The following is a 15197-nucleotide window of genomic DNA, read 5'->3' on the forward strand; positions in this document are numbered from 1 at the left end:
GCCTGCGCCGGCTGGAACCCGCCGACGCGCTGGTGACCGGCGCCGGCGGCTTCCTCGGCCGCGCGCTCGTGGCGGCACTGCGTGCGCGCCACCAGCGGGTGCGGGTGCTGGTAAGGCGCAAGGTACCGGCGTTCGTCGAGGACCCCGGGGTGCAGGTCGTCGTCGGCGACCTGGGCGATCCGCGCATCGTCGACCACGCCGTGGCAGGCGTGACGACGGTCTACCACGTCGGTGCGGCGATGCGCGGCAGCCCGCGCGACTTCGAAGCCGGAACCGTCTGGGGGACACGCAACGTGATCGACGCCTGCGGCCGCCACGGCACGCGGCGGCTGGTCCACGTCAGCTCCATGGGCGTGCTGGACCACGCCGGCCGCGGACCCGACGAAAAGGTCGACGAGTCCTACCGCCACGAGCCGTTGCCGGCGCTACGGGGCGCCTACACGCGCACCAAGCTGCAGGCTGAGCAGATGGTGGTCGAGGCGATGCACGACGGGCTGCCGGCAGTGGTGCTCCGTCCCGGCCAGATCTTCGGCCCGGGTGCCGAGCGGGTAACACCCAACGGCGTGGTCGCGCTGGCCGGGCGCTGGATAGCGGTTGGCGACGGCGCCTGCACCCTGCCGCTGGTCTACGTCGATGACGTGGTCGACGCGCTGTTGCTGGCCGGCGAGGCCCCGGACGCGACCGGGGCCGTCATCAACGTGGTGGACCCGGCAACGGTGACGCAGTCCGACTACATCGCGCGTTGCAGGGAGCGGTTCGGCAAGGAGCTGCCGACGGTCCGGGTGCCGGGCTTCTTCTTCATGGGCCTGGCCGCCGGGGTCGAACTGCTGGGTCGCGTGCTGCGCCGCGAGGTACCGCTGACCCGCTACCGGGTGCGGTCGTTGCGGCCGCTGGCCAACGTTGACGGCTCGGCGGCGCGGCAGCGGCTGGGCTGGCAACCGCGGGTCGGCGTGCGCTCCGGGCTGGACCGCACGTTCGGCCCAGGCACAGTGGCCGATCCCGAAAACAGCGCCATCGCCGCGACGCCCCGAGCGGACTGACACGGGCCGGCGCGGTCACGCGGTCGCAAGCCGCTCGCGTTGCCTGCGCCAGGTCCGACGGATCGCCTCCATCGCGGGACGCTCGACCCAGCGGTTGACCGCGGTCGCCAGCGAAAGCGCGACCACCACGGCCAGCCCCACGGCTGCCAGTGACGGTACGCCACGCTGCTCGAGCCGGTGGATCAACGCGAAGCCGATCGCCTGGTGCAGCAGGTACAGGGGGTAGGAGATCGCGCCGAGCCAGGCGAACGGGCCGATGCACAGGAACCGCAGCCGACCGGCGACGAACAGCGCGAACACCGTCGTGCACACCAGCGCCACCAGCAGGAGAACCGGCCCGTTCGCGATCCCGATCGCGACCAGGCACAAGCCGATCATCGCGATGTCCAGATCGCGTCCGGAACGCTGCTGGTGCAGGCGGTAGAACACGATCCCCAAGGCGAAGAACGGGATGTGGCGCAGGATCAGCAGCTCCCGCACGGTGTAGGAGAAATGCTGGCCGTCGGCGCTCACCAGGCCATGCGCCATCGCGAGCACCAGCCACGCAGCGATGATCCAGTGAATGTGCCGCAGTTGCCCGAGCATGAACCACAGCAGCATCTGCGCGTAGAAGAACAACTCGACCTGCAGTGTCCAGTAGGACCCGTCCAGGTGCTCCCCACCGAGGAACTGCTGGACCATCGTCAGGTTCAGCGCCAGCTCCGCCGGCGCGAGCTGCTGGGCCGGCAGCCCGATCGCCGCGACCACCGCCGCCGTGACGGCGATGCAGAACCAGTACGCCGGATATAGCCGCGAGAACCGCGATACGACGAAATCCATCCCGTCGCGGGTGTGTTCCAGCGTCATGAAGATCACGTAGCCGCTGATCAGGAAGAACAGGTGCACGCCATAGTTGCCGGGCGTGAACCCGAACCCGAGCGGCTGCAGGTGGCCGACCTGCTGCGCGTAGGACGTGGTGTAGTGGAAGGCGACAACCGCCAGCGCCGCCAGTCCGCGCAGCGCGTCAAGCTCACCCAGCCGCGCGGTCTTCGGCCGTGCGCCACCCGTCGGCGTCGCCCGCACCGCACCCATCCGCCGCCACGCCACCTCCGGACCGGTCCTTCTTTCCGTGCGCATCCTGATCGTCACATCACAGTTCCCGATTGCCGGCGAACCCAACCGCGGCCGCCCGATCCTGCAGACGGTCCGTGAACTCTCGCGCATGGCGACGGTGCAGGTGGCCTGTCCGACTGCCGTGTATCCGGCATGGGCGCGTCCGCGCAGCTACCTCTTCCGCGCGCCACGGGCACGCGGCGACGTCGACGGTTGCGACGTGCGCTACCTCCCCTACAACGCCCTGCCGCTTGTCTCGCGGCCATTGAACGGATGGCAGAGTGGTCGCGTGCTGGACGATGTCGTTGCCGGCTTTGCGCCTGACCTCGTGCTTGCGTACTGGTTGTACCCGGATGCGTACGGCGCGCTGCTTTCCGCGCGCCGCGCGGGCCTTCCGCTGGTCGCCGGGGCACGCGGTTCCGACATTCGCGTGCGTGACCCGGTCAGCCGTCGACTGACCCGCACCGTGGTCGGCGGGGCCGACCGGTTGCTGGTGGTCAGTCGCGACCTGGGGCGCCTTGCCGTGAGCGATTACGGCGCCGACCCGGCCCGGGTCGACGCGATTGCCAACGGGTGCGACGCGTCGCTGTTCAGGCCGGCGCCGCGCGCCGCGACCCGCGCCGCGCTGGGCGTGGCCGACGACACCGAGCTGGTGGTCTACGTCGGGCGGCTGGTGGCTGAAAAGGGATTGCGCGAGCTGGTCCAATCCACCCGTGCACTTGCCCCTAAACGCCCGCGACTGCAGGTTGTGCTGGTGGGCGAAGGCCCGCTGCGCGGCGAGCTGGACGCGGCCTGTTCGGCCGAGCCCGCGCTGCCGGTGCAGTGCGTTGGTGCCCAGCCGCCCACCGCGGTCGCGGCCTGGATGGCCGCCGCCGACGTACTCACGCTGCCGAGCTACTCGGAAGGCCACCCCAACGTGCTGGTCGAGGCCCTCGCATGCGGCACGCCGGTGGTGGCGACCGACGTCGGTGGCATCCCCGAGGTGGTCGACGACGACTGCGGCGTGCTGGTGCCGGTGCGTGACTGTGCGGCCCTGTCGGCCGGGCTGGTCACTGCGCTGGAGCGCTGCTGGGACCACCCGGCGCTGGCACGGCGGTTCTCGCGGGGATGGGATCAGGTGGCACGGGAGACGCTGCAGGCCTGTGAGCGGGCGTTGGCATCGTCGCCGCGGCGTGCCCCGCACCGGCGCGAGCCAGCGCGTCCGGACGGCGCTGCAGGTGTTCGGCCAGCCGCAGGCTCATCGCCACGATCGTAAAGGTCGGGAACGCCCAGCCGCCCGCTGGGAATACCGAGCTGCCGGCAACGTAGAGGTTGTCGACGCCGTGCACCTTGCCATCGGTGTCGACCACGCCGGTCGACGGGTCGTCCGACATCCGGGTGGTGCCCATGTGGTGCGAGGTGCCGTGCAACCGGGGCGTCGCATTGCTATCGGGCTCCAGCCAGTCCACCCGCTGGAACCGGCCCCCGCATGCCCGCGCAAGCGCGTTGCCGGCCAGCGTGGCGGTGGTGCGCCAGGTGTGCCAGTCGAGCGGGGTCACCTGCCAGTCGACCCGGACGCAGCGCTGCCCCAGTGCATCGACCCGGTCATCCAGGGTGATGCGGCTGTCGCGGTTGGGCGCCTGCTCGAAGAACCCCACGATGTCGACGTGCCCGGTCGGGACGACGCGCTTTCCCGCGAGTCGGCGCCCTACCGCGCGCGCGACGTCGCCGAGTCCCGCCGCCACCCCGAGCGCAAGCCCGCCAATGCCGGGAGATGCCGGCATGTCGCCGGATTCCGTCGCAAGCGCCTTCATCTGGCCCTCCAGCGCCTCGTCGCACGAGGGCTCATGCAGCGCGGCACGCAGACGGCGCAGGGCATGCAAGCCGGGCGGCACCTCTGCCTCGACCGCAAGCGGCCGGACCCGTGCGGCCAGCATCCGGTGCCGGCGCGCCGCGACCGGCGATACACCCAACTCCGGGAAGGCGGGTGTCGCGCCCTGGCCGCCGCTTCGGTCGTAGGGCCGGCACAACGGGTCCGGGACACCGCCGTCGATGCGGCCCAGCGATCCGCTGGGATGGTCCATGAAGTACCGGCCGACCAGGTCGCGGTCGTTGCCGAGGCCTCGTGGCGCCACCGCGTCGGACAGCAACAGCAGGCGCGCGTTCTCGATACCGCCGCAGGCCAGCACCCAGGTCCGCGCGTGGACCCGGCCGCGGCGTCCATCCAGCGTGCCGATCCTGGCGGCACGGACCGTGCGCGCGGTGTCGTCCGTCTCCAGTTCGAGCGCGTTGGCGTGCAGCAGCACGGTGATGTTGGGTGCCTGGCCGAGCGCCTCGCGGCCGACCTCGCCGAAGAACACCGGGCTGAGGATGAAGGTCCGGTTGACCAGCAGATCCGGATCGAACCCCGGTGGCGTACGCGCCGGCGGCGTCGCGAACGTACCCGGTGCCAATCGGTGCTGCCCGATGCCGCAATGGTCCAGGGCACGCTCGTAGTACGGCGCCAGTGCATCGAACGACAACGGCCAGCCGCTGTGCGGTACCCAGTCGCGCTGCGTCAGGTCGGCAGGATCGAGGGGGATGCAGCCACCGCCCCATGCATTGCCGGCGCCGCCGAACGTCCGTACCCGGCAGGCCGCCGGGTCCAGCGCCAACCCCGTCGACACGCCGCGGCACAGGGCCTGGCTGTCGGGTTCGCCCTCCAGGCCGCCGCTCTCGAGCAGGCAGACGGTCATCGCGCTACCCGCGAACGAACGCGCAAACGTGATCCCGGCGGGGCCCGCACCCACGATGCACAGGTCCACGTCCATCTCGGCCGGGGTCGTGGGCCGGGCAAAATCGATGATCACTCGCTGTCCTTGTGCAAAGTGCCGGGAGGGTGGTCTGTCGGCAGGAAGTCCTCTGCCACCAACGCGGCGCCCGTCCGGGAGCGGCCGCGACCCCGTCCGTGGCCGCGTCCAGCGCCTTCGCGCGTCAACCGATGGGGAAGCCGCGGATCGCGGCGCATCGACGGGGCCCATCACGTGTGCGGAATAGCAGGCTTCACCGGCGCCGACGTGGTGCCGGCGCTGGCGCGGCCCGTGCTCGGTCGCATGATCGACACCCTTGCCCACCGCGGCCCGGACGCCTTCGGGTTCCATTGCGACCCTGGCGTGGGTCTTGCGCATGCGCGGCTCTCGATCATCGACCTGGAGACCGGCGACCAGCCGATGTCCAACCCCGCCGGCACGGTGTGGACCGTGTTCAACGGCGAGATCTTCAACCACGTCGAGCTGCGTGCCTCGCTGGAGGCCGCCGGGCACACGTTCCGGACCCGCTCCGACACCGAGGTGATCGTCCACCTGTACGAGCGCTACGGCGACCGGTTCGTCGAGCACCTCAACGGCCAGTTCGCGATCGCGCTGTGGGACCGGACGCGGCGCCGCCTCGTGCTGGCACGCGACCGCACCGGCATCCGGCCGCTGTTCCATGCCCGCGCCAAGGGGCGTCTGTGGTTCGCGTCCGAGACCAAGGCGCTGCTGGCGGTACTGCCCGAGTGCGCGGCGATCGACCCACTGGCGCTGGCGCAGGCGCTGACCTACTGGTCGACGCCGGAGCCGGGCACGATCCACCGCGGGATCCAGAGCCTGCCGCCCGGGTGCCTGCTCGCGATCGAACACGACGGCAGCGAAACCCTGACCCGCTACTGGGACTGGACGTTCCCCGACGCCGCCGACACCACCCCTGCGCGCTACCACGGTGATATCGAATCGGCGACCGCCGAGCTGTGCGCGTTGCTGGTGGACGCGGTGCGCCTGCAACTGCGCGCGGACGTGCCGGTCGGCGCCTACCTCAGTGGCGGGCTGGACTCGTCGGGGATCATCGCGCTGGTGCGCGGCTTCACCGACACCCCGGTCCGCACGTTCTCGGTTGCGTTCGACGACCCGGAGTTTGACGAGAGCGCGCACCAGCAGGCCATGGTCGCCCACCTCGGTACCGACCACACCACCCTGCGCTGCAGCCGCCGGCAGATCGGCGAGGCATTCCCGCAACTGGTGCGCCATGCCGAGGTGCCCGTGCTGCGGACCGCGCCCGTGCCGATGATGCTGCTGGCCGGGTGCGTGCGCGAACACGGGTTCAAGGTCGTACTCACCGGAGAAGGCGCCGACGAGGTGTTTGGCGGCTACGACCTGTTCAAGGAGGCCAAGGTGCGGCGTTTCTGGGCACGCCAGCCCGGGTCGCGGCTTCGGCCCCTGCTGTTGCAGCGGCTGTACGGCTATCTGCCCAACTCCCCGGTGCGCAATCCCGCCTTCGCGCAGTCGTTCTTCGGCCAGGGCATGGAACACCTGGAGCGCCCGGTGTTCGCGCACGCGCCACGTTGGGCCACGTCGGGCCGCGCACTGGCGATGCTCGCGCCGGAGTTGCGCGCCGCCATCGCCGGGTGGGATCCGCTGGCGGACTTCGAGCGCACGCTGCCTGCGGGCACGATGGCGTGGAGCCCGTTGGCGCGCGACCAGTATGTCGAGGCCAAGTCGCTGCTGTCGGGTTACCTGCTCTCGTCGCAGGGCGACCGCGCCGCGATGGCCAACTCGATCGAGGCGCGTTTCCCCTACCTGGACCACCGGCTGGTGGAGTTCGCCAACCGGCTCCCACCCAGCTGGAAGATCCGCGGACTCAACGAGAAGTACCTGCTCCGCCGCGCGCTCGCCGGCCTGCTGCCCGACGGCATCCTCCAACGCACCAAGCAGCCCTACCGTGCGCCGGATTGCCAGAGCTTCTTCCACGACGGCGAACCGCTCGACTACGTCGCCGACCTCATGGGTGGCGACCGCGTGCGTGCCGCGGGCTACTTCGACGCGGCCGCGGTGGGACGCCTGTTCGACAAATGCCGCGCCGGGCGCGCCACCGGCTTTGCCGACAACCAGGCGTTCGTCGGCGTGCTGTCGACGATGCTGCTGCACGACCAGGCCCGCGCGGCCGCCGGTCGCCAGCGGTACGCCGCCTGACCGCGGCGCCGCTTCGATGCACTGGCGCACCAAGGGACTCGTACAGAAGGTGCTGGGCCTGCACCCGGCCGGCGCCGGACTGCACTACCGGCTGCAGTGCCGGTTCGGCGGGCTGACCGACTTCAGCCGCGAGCTCGCGACCAAGATCGAGGACTGGACCATCATGGTCGGACACCTGCGCGCGGCGGGCATGCCGCTGGCCGGTACACGCATGGTCGAAATCGGCACCGGCTGGTATCCCACCTTTCCGCTCGCGTGCCACCTCGCCGGTGCCGCGCGGGTCACCACCTTCGACCTGACCCGCCACCTGCGGCCTGAACTGCTCCGGCGCTGCGTCCACGAGCTGGGCGGCTTCATCGACACGATCGCGACCGCCGCCGGCGTCGATGGCGAGGAGGTGCGCGCCCGGCACGTCGACCTGCGCGCGGCGATCGATGCCGGCGCCGGACTCGAGGAAGCGACCGGCGGGGTCGTCCGTTACTGCGCACCCGCCGACGCCACCCGTTCGGGGCTCGCCGACGGCGAGGTCGACGTGGTGTTCTCCAACAGCGTGCTCGAGCACGTGCCACCCGACGTCATCCGCGCGATGTACCGCGAGTCGCGCCGGATCCTGGGCGCTCGCGGCCTGATGTTCCATTCGGTCAACTGTGGCGACCACTACGCCTACGTGGACCGCCGCATCAGCCAGCTGAACTACCTGCAGTACTCCGACCGCGCCTGGCGGTTCTGGAACAACGCCTTCCTGTACCAGAACCGGATGCGCGCGCACGAGTTCGTCGACCTGGCGCTCGAGTGCGGGTTCCGGATCACGCTGGACACGTCCACGACGCGCCCGCAGCGCCTGCGCGAACTGGCGGAAGTGCGCGTGCACCCGCGATTTGCCCACGTGCCGGCGGAGCAGCTGTGCATCACCAGCATCGACCTCATTGCCGAGCCGGCGGCTTAGCGACGGCGGCGGCCGCCGATGGGGCCACCCCGTCCACCGGTTCCAGCCGCAGCAACTGGCCATCGACTGCATCGTCGACCAGCAGGTAAAGCGCGCCGTCAGGCCCCTCTCGGACATCGCGGATGCGCTGTCCGCGGTCCACCAGCAGGCGCTCCTCGCCGACCACCGCGTCGCCGTCCAGCTCCAGTCGGATCAGTGCGCTGCGGGCCAGCGAGCCCATGAACAGGTCGCCCTCCCACCCGGGGAACCGGCCACCGGTGTAGAACGCCATTCCGCTCAGCCCGGGCGACTCCGCCCAGACGTGGTGCGGCGGCTCCATGCCCGGCGCGGCCTCACCGACCGAGCCGGGCACCGGCTTGCCGTCGTAGTCGCGGCCGTGGGTGACCAGCGGCCACCCGTAGTTGCGCGAGGCCTGCGGGATGTTGAGTTCGTCGCCACCCATCGGGCCGTGCTCGCTGGTCCACAGTTGCCGGCTCTGCGGATGCAGTGCGGCACCCTGCATGTTGCGGTGGCCGAACGACCAGATTTCCGCGCGGGCATCGTCGTTGCCCACGAACGGGTTGTCCGGCGGGATGCCGCCGTCGGGCAGGATGCGCACCAGCTTGCCCTGCAGCTTGTCGAGCGCCTGCGCGGCGGAGGCCGCGACGCGGTGTTCGCCCTGCGTGACAAACAGGTGGCCGTCATCGTCGAACACCAGCCGCGACCCCAGGTGGGTACCGGCCGAAAGCTTCGGCTCCTGCCGGTAGACCACTTCCACATCCCGCAGCGCGCCTTCCTCCAGCCGCCCGCGTGCCACCGCGGTGCCCGCGAGGTTGCCGCGCAGGTTCGGCTCGGCAAACGACAGGTACACCAGGCGGTCGTTGCGGAAGTCCGGCGACAGCGCCACGTCGAGCAGTCCGCCCTGGCCTTCGACGAAGACCCGCGGCACCCCCTCCAGAGGCCCCGAGATCTGGCCGCCCTTGTCGATGAGCCGCAGGCGGCCGGGTCGCTCGGTCACCAGCATCCCGCCATCGGGCAGGAACGCCAGCCCCCACGGATGCACCAGCCCGGTCACCAGCGTGGTGACGGCAAAGTCCGCCTGCTCGGACCGGTAGGGCTCCGGTACGGGATCGGCGACGAACCGTGGAGGAACCGCCGCCGCGGGTGCGTCGTGGCCGCAACCGGCCAGTGCGATCAGCAGCAGGGGAAGCATCGACAGTCGTTGCATGGCGTTGTTCGCAAGGACGTGGACCATGCGATGTAAACGGCGAGGCGCGCGGCAAGCGGCCGCTGGCCGGTGGCATCGGGCGCGGACGTTAACCCCGACAGCAATCACCGGTGCGGCCATCTGCACGCCCGGCAACGGGCCAGGGGAAGACGCGAAATGGAACAGCAACGCAGGATCAAGCAGTTCGTACTCCAGAACTTCCTGTTCTCCGAAGACGAGGATGCGCTGGGCGACGCGGACTCGCTGATCCGCGGCGGCATCGTCGATTCGACCGGTATCCATGAGCTGATCCTTTTCCTGGAGGAGAGCTACCAGATCGCGGTGTCGCCTGACGAAATGGTCCCGGCCAACTTCGACACGATCGACTCGGTCAACCGCTTCGTCACACGCAAGCTCGCCGGCTGACCGCGACGTGGACTGGCTCGGCGCGCATGTGGCGGAACACGCGGCGGCTACGCCCGACCGCGAGGCGATCGTCGATGGCGAGCGGCGAACCCGTTATGCCGGGCTCTGGGCACAGGCGCAGGCGTTCGCCGCCCTGCTGCGTGTCCGCGGGCTGGTCGCGGGCGACCGCGTGGCGATCGTGCTGCCCAACCGGACCGAAGCGGTGGTGGCGTGGTACGGCACCTGGCTGGCGGGCGGCGTGGTGGTGGCGCTCAACGTGCAGGCGCGTGCGCGCGACCTGGGTCCGTGGATCGCCCACTGCGGCGCGCGGATCGTGGTGCACGAACGCGACGACGCCGACACGGCGCAGGCAGTGTGCGAGTTGGAGGACCGGCCGTTCGCGATTGTGCTGGATCCGGACGGTCCGATCGACACGGACGCGCCCGACTCCTCCGATATGCCGGTCGCAGCTCCTGCGCCCGACGCCCTGGCGCTGATCCTGTACACCTCCGGCACCACGGGCGCGCCCAAGGGCGTGATGCTCAGCCACGGCAACCTGCTGGCGAATGCAACGTCCGTCATCGCCTACCTGCAACTCGGCCCCGGCGACAGCGTGCTCAGCGTGCTGCCGTTCTATTACGCTTACGGCGCGTCGGTACTGCATACCCACCTGGCCAGTGGGGCGCGGGTCGTGCTGGCGCCCAACCTGGTCTTCCCGCCGATGATCACCGCCGCGATCGCCCGCGAGCGCGTCACCGGGTTTTCGGGGGTTCCGTCCACCTTCGCCCTGCTGCTGGACAAGGGTGCGCTGGACGACCACGACCTGTCGTCGCTGCGTTACCTGACCCAGGCCGGCGGTGCGATGCCGGTCGCGCTCACCAACCGCCTGCGCGCTGCGCTGCCCGGGGTCGATCTGTTCGTGATGTACGGCCAGACCGAGGCGACCTCGCGGCTCACCTGGTTACCGCCCGCCCAGCTGGACCGCAAGGCCGGTTCGGTCGGCGTGCCGATCGACGGCGTCCGCGTGCGCATCGTCCGCGAGGACGGCAGCGGGGCCGGCGTCGGACAGGATGGCGAGGTGCAGGTGAGCGGCCCCAACGTCATGCAGGGCTACTGGAACAACCCGGATGCGACCGCTGCGGTGTTGCGCGACGGCTGGCTCCGCACCGGCGACATCGGCCACCTCGATGCCGACGGCTTCCTGTTCCTGGCCGGGCGCCGCAGCGACATGATCAAGACAGGCGCGCACCGCGTGCACCCTGGCGACATCGAACAGGCGATCGCCGAAATCGACGGCGTGATCGAGGCGGCGGTCGTTGGCGTGGACGACGCGTTGCTCGGCCAGGTCATCAAGGCGTACGTGGTCACCGCAACGCTGCCCGAGCGCGGCGTGGAGCGGGTAAAGGCGCATTGCCGCGCGCGCCTGGCGCCGTACAAGGTGCCGCGCCATGTCGAGTTCGTCACCGCACTCCCCCGAACCGCGTCGGGCAAGGTCCGCCGCACCTCACTCACCGAGCAACAGGCAACCCCATGAGCCGACTGGAATGGACTGTGCTGGACATCGACCTGGAGGCGGAGGCCGACCGCATCGCCGCGCGGCTGCGCGACATCACCGCGCGCGAGCTGCACCGCCGCGGCCTGGTGGTCGCAATCTCGGGCGGCATCGATAGTTCCGTGAGCGCCGCGCTGGCGGTACGCGCACTCGGCCCCGACCGGGTGTTCACGCTGATCCTGCCCGAGCGCGACTCCGACGACGACAGCGCCGAGCGGGCACGGCTGCTGGCGACCCACCTGGGCGTGCGCACCGAAACGGTCGACATCGCGCCCACGCTGGCCGCGATCGGCTGCTACCGGGCTCGCGACGAAGCCGTGCGCCGGGTCCTGCCCGAGTATGCCGACGGCTGGAAGATGAAGATCGTCATCGATGGCGGCACCGAAGGGCGGATCAACCGCTTCCGGCTCATCGCCGAGTCCCCCGACGGCCACCGCCACGAGCGCGACCTGGGCCTGCAGGAGTACCTCACCATCGTCGCGGCCACCAACTTCAAGCAGCGCATCCGCAAGACGCTCGAATATTTCCATGCCGACCGGCTCAACTACGCAGTGGTCGGCACGCCCAACCGGGTCGAGTACGACCAGGGTTTCTTCGTCAAGAACGGCGACGGCTCGGCCGACGTCAAGCCGATCGCTCACCTGTACAAGACCCAGGTCTACGCGATGGCGCGGCACCTGGGGCTGCCCGAGCGGGTCTGCGCGGCGCAGCCGACCACCGACACCTACAGCCTCAGCCAGGGCCAGGACGAGTTCTACTACGGCCTGCCCTACCGGCCGATGGACCTTGCGCTGTGGGCGCTGGACAACGGCCGCCCCGCCGCCGACCTGGCCGAGGCGCTCGGCGTTACCGCACCACAGGCCGCCGCCATCTACGAGGACCTGCGCAACAAGCGCCGCACCACCCGCTACCTGCATCGCGCGCCGGTACTGGTCGGCGAAGCGACAACGGCAATGGCGGTGGCGGACATCCCGGTGCCGGCATGAACGTGGCCGTGCAGGCGCCGCTGTACACGGCGCAGGCAGGCGACGTGCTGCGCCACCGCGACACGGTACTGGCGATCTGGCGTGACAACCTGGGCGACGCCGCGGCCATGCGCGCCAAGTACGACTGGTTCTACCTTCGACCCGGCAACGGGGCGCCGCTGCTGTGGCTGCTCCGGCATGAGCCGACCGGTGACCTGGTCGGGGCCTGTTCGGCCGGCCGTCGGCGGATGTCGTGGCGTGGCCGTGGAATACGCGCCGGCGTGCTGGTGGACCTGGCGGTCGCGCCCGAACACCGCTCGCTCGGGCCGGCCCTGATCCTGCAGGAAGGGCTCGCCGAGGCCGGCAGGCGCGAACTGGACCTGTTGTACGGTTTCCCGAACCCGCGCGCGGCGCCGGTGTTCAAGCGGATCGGCTACCGCCACCTGGCCACGATCGTGCGCCACGCGCGGGCGCTGCGGCACGCGGGCTATTTCCGCCGTCAGATGCCGGCGTGGCTGGCCTATCCCGCCGGCGCGGTGGTCGACCTGCTGACCCATGCGGTGGACCTGTTGCGTGGCCTGCGGGGCCCCAGGTTGCAGGCGCACTGGGTTGACCAGGCCGATCCACGCATGGACGCACTCTGGCGCGATGCGCCGCATGGTCACGGACTGCTCGCGGTGCGCGACGCCGACCATGTGCGCTGGCGGTTCGACCAGTGTCCGCTCCAGCGCACCCGCCACCTTTTGCTCGACGCGCCTGATGGAACGCTGTCGGGCTGGTTCGCGACCCAGGTCGCGGACGGCATGCTGCATGTGCGCGACTTCTGGACCCGCGACGCTGCCGAAGGCGTCGGGCGCCATTACATCGATGCGTTGATCCGCGCCGCACGTGCCGCCGGGCATGCGGCGGTGTCGGTGGAACTGGCCGCGCCCGAGTCGCACCTGGCGGGCTGGCGCTCGCGTGGATTCGTGGAGCGCAGCCGCCGGCCGGTGTTCGGGCGCTGGAGCTGGCCCGACCCGGGTGGCAGCGACCCGGCGCTGTTCCTGACGTCCGCCGACGAAGACGAATGAGCCGGACCGCGCTCGCGCGACCGTCAGGCCAGGCGCTGGTGGGGACGGCGAAACAGGTACAGCGCGAGCCGCTCGGGGCGGAACCGGCCACGGGCGTCGACTACCGTCCCTCCCTCGAACCCGGTGCGACCCAGCAGCCAGCCGACGGTCGGGCAGGCGGGGTTGAGCACCGGCACGCTGGTGAACGCGAGCGCGTAGCCGGCCTCGCGCACGCGCGCGACCACCGCCTCGTCGTGTGCACCGTGGGGGAACGACATTGCTGGCGCCGGCGGTCGCGCGGCCGCGAGATGACCGGCCAGCGCGTCACTCGCGCCGGACAGCTCGGCCTCCAGGTCCGGCGCGCGGGTCAGCGCGATGTGGGTCTTTCCATGCAACCCCAGCGCGACGCCACCCTGCTGCAGGCGCTCCAACTCTTCCACGTCGACCATGTGGCGGCGACCGTCGTCGAGCCGCCCGGCAAGGGGTGCCAGCAGGCAAGCACGCGCGGCCGGTTCCAGATCTTCCATTCGCGCGATCACCGCACGCAGTGCCGGCAGGCTTTCCTCCCGCGCGGGCGTGTTACCCTCGCCGCCGCCGTGCGCGTCGAGCATCCGGACGAGTTCCGCGACAGTGACGGTGCCGCGTCGCCACGCCGAGACGAGTTGCTCCTGGAAGAACGGCTGGTGGCGACCGACCGCGTCGGCCACCACGAACATCGCTGCCGGCACGCCAGCCTCCCGCAGGGCCGGCAGCGCGAACTCGGCGTTGTCCGCCCAGCCATCGTCGAACGTCACCAGCAGCGCACGGGGGGGCAGCGCGGCGACGCCACGACTGGCGTCCACCACCTGCGCCAGCGACACCACGTTGTAGTGGCGCCGGAAGAACGCGAGCGATTGCGCGAGCAGCGTCGTCGGCAGGGTGTAGTCGGGATCGCACGACGCCCACCTGGGGTCGGCCGGATCGAGCACCCGGTGGAAACCCACCACGGTCAGGGTGCGCGCATTACGCCACCGGTGGTACAGCCCCAGCGCGCCGCTGGCGTGGAGCAATGTCCTGGCGAGGTCGGCGAGCATGAGTGAGTCACCCCTGGTTTCGGTGGTCATACCGACGTTCAACCGCCGTGAGCTGGTATGCCGGGCGATCGACTCGGTGCTGGCGCAGACACGCGCCGTCGACGAGATCCTGGTGGTGGACGACGGCTCCACCGACGATACCGGTGCCGCGCTGCAGGCGCGCTTCGGCGACCGGGTGCGCCGTGTGTGGCAGCCCAACGCCGGCGTGTCGGCGGCGCGCAACCACGGCATGAGGCTCGCCACGGGCCGGTACATCGCCCTGCTCGACAGCGACGATGAGTGGCTCCCGGAGAAAACCGCGCTGCAGCTCGCCTGGCTCGAGACCCACCCCGAGGCCGGCATGGTCCTGTGCGACGTTGCACGGGTCGACCGGGAAGGGCGCGCGATCGACGTGTTCCGCCGGCGCGACGTGATCCCCGAGGACGGCTGGGTGCTGCGCTGGATCCTGCACAACCCGGCGTTGGTGCCGGCGTCTGTGGTGATGCGGCGCGCGGTGTTCGAGGACGTCGGCGGCTTCGACGAATCGCTGCGCACCGCCGAGGACATCGAATACCACCTGCGCATTGCCAGCCGCTGGCGCATCGGCGTGGTCGACCAAGTTCTGGTGCGCGCGATGCGCGGCCACGACGACGGCCTCTCGGCGCTGGCGCACACCTACGACGATTACCTCGGGGTGATGACCGCCGCACTCGAGCGCGCACGCGGACAGGTCGACGAGACCGGCCGGCTGCGTGCGCTGGCCGCGGTCAACCTGCGGATCGCACGCGGCATGCTGCTGCAGTCGCGCTGGGCCGACGCGTGGGCACTGACGTCGCAGGCCTGGCGCTCCAGCCGCGACCCGGTGCTGCGCCGCGAGGCACTCGGACTGCTGCCGTTCGCGCTCCGGCGTGCCGCGCACGGCCTGCGATCCCGGTAGGGCCGGGTT

At 70.9% G+C, this 15197-nt stretch carries 12 protein-coding genes and 1 pseudogene; 9 read left to right on the forward strand and 4 right to left on the reverse strand.

What is annotated here, in order from left to right; genetic code table 11:
* Positions 1-1040: NAD-dependent epimerase/dehydratase family protein (locus ACKVMH_RS02385; RefSeq protein WP_412699094.1), on the forward strand; the 1040-nt coding region annotated here is incomplete at its 5' end.
* 15 nt (positions 1041-1055) lie between these two features.
* Here ACKVMH_RS02385 and ACKVMH_RS02390 read toward each other — a convergent pair.
* Positions 1056-2156, reverse strand: coding sequence for an acyltransferase family protein (locus ACKVMH_RS02390; protein WP_412699095.1), 1101 nt, complete (start codon positions 2154-2156; stop codon positions 1056-1058).
* Between ACKVMH_RS02390 and ACKVMH_RS02395 the strand changes: the two are divergent.
* A pseudogene (locus ACKVMH_RS02395) lies at positions 2149-3135 on the forward strand (glycosyltransferase); the annotation flags it as partial. The gene ACKVMH_RS02390 and the pseudogene ACKVMH_RS02395 sit on opposite strands and share 8 nt — an antisense overlap.
* 46 nt (positions 3136-3181) lie before the next feature.
* On the opposite strand, the gene ACKVMH_RS02400 reads toward ACKVMH_RS02395, so the two are convergent.
* Positions 3182-4960 (reverse strand): GMC oxidoreductase, encoded by a 1779-nt coding sequence (locus tag ACKVMH_RS02400; RefSeq protein ID WP_412699096.1) that lies wholly within the window; start codon positions 4958-4960, stop codon positions 3182-3184.
* Positions 4961-5134: 174 nt separating this feature from the next.
* Between ACKVMH_RS02400 and asnB the strand changes: the two genes are divergently transcribed.
* Together asnB and ACKVMH_RS02410 are read left to right on the forward strand one after the other, a co-directional pair.
* Positions 5135-7096: an asparagine synthase (glutamine-hydrolyzing) gene (gene asnB / locus ACKVMH_RS02405; RefSeq protein WP_412699097.1), complete on the forward strand. Its 1962-nt coding sequence runs from the start codon at positions 5135-5137 to the stop codon at positions 7094-7096.
* 16 nt (positions 7097-7112) lie between these two features.
* On the forward strand, positions 7113-8042 hold the full coding sequence (locus tag ACKVMH_RS02410; RefSeq protein WP_412699098.1) for a class I SAM-dependent methyltransferase: 930 nt from the start codon (positions 7113-7115) through the stop codon (positions 8040-8042).
* On the opposite strand, the gene ACKVMH_RS02415 is transcribed toward ACKVMH_RS02410, so the two are convergent.
* Complete coding sequence (locus tag ACKVMH_RS02415; RefSeq protein WP_412699099.1) at positions 8020-9249, reverse strand: PQQ-dependent sugar dehydrogenase; 1230 nt, start codon at positions 9247-9249, stop codon at positions 8020-8022. The genes ACKVMH_RS02410 and ACKVMH_RS02415 overlap by 23 nt on opposite strands.
* Before the next feature lie 156 nt (positions 9250-9405).
* On the opposite strand from ACKVMH_RS02415, the gene ACKVMH_RS02420 reads away from it, so the two are divergent.
* Genes ACKVMH_RS02420 through ACKVMH_RS02435 form a run of 4 tightly spaced genes read left to right on the forward strand, consistent with a single transcriptional unit; the run spans position 9406 to position 13220 of the window.
* Positions 9406-9654, forward strand: coding sequence for an acyl carrier protein (locus ACKVMH_RS02420; RefSeq protein ID WP_215218245.1), 249 nt, complete (start codon positions 9406-9408; stop codon positions 9652-9654).
* Between the two features lie 7 nt (positions 9655-9661).
* On the forward strand, positions 9662-11167 hold the full coding sequence (locus tag ACKVMH_RS02425) for a class I adenylate-forming enzyme family protein (protein ID WP_412699100.1): 1506 nt from the start codon (positions 9662-9664) through the stop codon (positions 11165-11167).
* Complete coding sequence (gene nadE / locus ACKVMH_RS02430; protein WP_412699101.1) at positions 11164-12171, forward strand: NAD(+) synthase; 1008 nt, start codon at positions 11164-11166, stop codon at positions 12169-12171. Before ACKVMH_RS02425 ends, nadE begins: the two co-directional genes overlap by 4 nt.
* The gene (locus ACKVMH_RS02435) at positions 12168-13220 is read left to right on the forward strand and encodes a GNAT family N-acetyltransferase (RefSeq protein WP_412699102.1); all 1053 of its coding nucleotides are present in this window, start codon (positions 12168-12170) and stop codon (positions 13218-13220) included. Before nadE ends, ACKVMH_RS02435 begins: the two co-directional genes overlap by 4 nt.
* A gap of 23 nt (positions 13221-13243) precedes the next feature.
* Here ACKVMH_RS02435 and ACKVMH_RS02440 read toward each other — a convergent pair whose 3' ends face one another.
* Positions 13244-14302, reverse strand: a complete 1059-nt coding sequence (locus tag ACKVMH_RS02440; RefSeq protein ID WP_412699103.1) for a polysaccharide deacetylase family protein — start codon at positions 14300-14302, stop codon at positions 13244-13246.
* Between ACKVMH_RS02440 and ACKVMH_RS02445 the strand changes: the two genes are divergently transcribed.
* Complete coding sequence (locus ACKVMH_RS02445) at positions 14271-15188, forward strand: glycosyltransferase family 2 protein (RefSeq protein WP_412699104.1); 918 nt, start codon at positions 14271-14273, stop codon at positions 15186-15188. The genes ACKVMH_RS02440 and ACKVMH_RS02445 overlap by 32 nt on opposite strands.
* Positions 15189-15197 lie beyond the last annotated feature (9 nt).

The organism is Lysobacter zhanggongensis (assembly GCF_046638635.1).
Taxonomy (GTDB): Bacteria; Pseudomonadota; Gammaproteobacteria; order Xanthomonadales; family Xanthomonadaceae; genus Novilysobacter; species Novilysobacter luteus.